General features: G+C 50.9%; 1 protein-coding gene. It reads left to right on the top strand.

Going from position 1 to position 1,469, the window contains the following annotated elements; genetic code table 11:
• Positions 1 to 1,440 (top strand): adenylate/guanylate cyclase domain-containing protein (locus AB2B41_RS23235; RefSeq protein ID WP_367880207.1); only part of this gene is annotated, 1,440 nt, incomplete at its 5' end.
• Positions 1,441 to 1,469 lie beyond the last annotated feature (29 nt).

The raw sequence follows: 1,469 nt of genomic DNA, 5'->3' as shown, positions 1-1,469 counted from the left end.
AACGAGCCCATTGGAGCCATAGTGTTTTTGTTGGAAAAGACCGCATTTGTCATCTGGCAAAGTTTTAGTACAGTTCTTGGATATGTAATCAGGCGCCGCCGAATGAACTTGCCTAAGCCTCAAACGAGATTCACCAGATCGGGTGATGTCGCCATCGCCTATCAAGTGGTTGGAGATGGCCCCCAAAATCTAATTTACGCATCTGGATGGTTATCAAACATCGACGTCATCTGGGAGAATCCCGGGTACAACGAGTTTCTCAGCCGTCTGGCTGAGAGCTGCCGTCTCATCCTGTTCGACAAGCGCGGAACTGGGATGTCTGATCGGGATGTAGGTGTGCCCACGCTGGAAGAACGGTCGGAGGACATTCGGGCGGTACTGGATGCTGTAAAAGCGGACCAAGCTTCGATTTTCGGGATGAGTGAAGGCGGCAGTATGGCTTTGATGTTCGCCGCCAGCTACCCCGAGCGTGTCAATTCAATTGTGCTATTCGGATGCAGACCCTGTCGCGCATGGAAGCCCGATTGGCCATCCGGTCAGAGAAGGGCTGAGTTCGAAAAAGGTATTGAAGATGAAGTGGACAATTGGGGTGACTTTTCCAACTTCTTTGAGATCATTGCACCGAGCGTAGCGGATGATCCGGATGAGTTAGCTTTCTTCAATAGACTGATCGTTCAGTCAGGTAGCCCGAAGACGGCTGACCGGCTCACAAGACTGAATTATGAGCACGACGTCAGAGTTCTTCTACCGACTATTCAAGCTCCCACACGGGTGATACACGCGGACGGAGATCGAAGCGTAGATATTGTTGAAGCGAAGTATCTGGCGGACCATCTGCCAAATGCTGAGTATTTGGAGATTCAGCGAGAAGACCATATCCCCTGGGTGGGCGATACACATCAAGTCGCAGACCTGATCGTTGATTTCGTATCCAAACCAGATAAGCCAAGGCTAGATGACAGAGTTCTGCTAAGTATTTTGGTGACCGATATAGTTGGTTCAACGCAGCAAGCCGCAAAACTGGGGGATGCAAATTGGCGTGAAATCATCGAACAGCATGATAGCGCTGCATTGCGTGCACTAGCCAGGTGCGATGGTAAGCTCATTAAATCCCTTGGGGATGGGATAATGGCATCCTTCAGGGGGCCAAGCAACGCTTTGGCGGCAGCTGCTGAAATTCGGGCTGAGGCCGAAAAGATCGGCCTGAAAATTCGCGCTGGGATCCATACCGGCGAGTGTTTGAAGCGTGGGAATGACCTGACAGGCCTTGCAGTGAATATCTCCGCCCGAATAGCTGATATCGCAGAGGAAAACGAAGTTCGGGTTTCTGGAACCGTTCGAGACCTCGTTGTCGGATCAGGTCGAGAATTTTCGCCGCTTGGAACCGTTATGCTCAAAGGAATTCCTGAAGAGTGGCCGTTGTACAAATTGGTGAGCTGAAGATTTCTTGAGCGTCAGTTTTGTCCTGC

Source organism: Sulfitobacter sediminis (genome assembly GCF_040811725.1).
GTDB classification, from domain to species: domain Bacteria; phylum Pseudomonadota; class Alphaproteobacteria; order Rhodobacterales; family Rhodobacteraceae; genus Sulfitobacter; species Sulfitobacter sediminis.
Note: the sequence above shows the minus strand (reverse complement) of the source record. Positions and strands in the feature narration are given on the sequence as shown.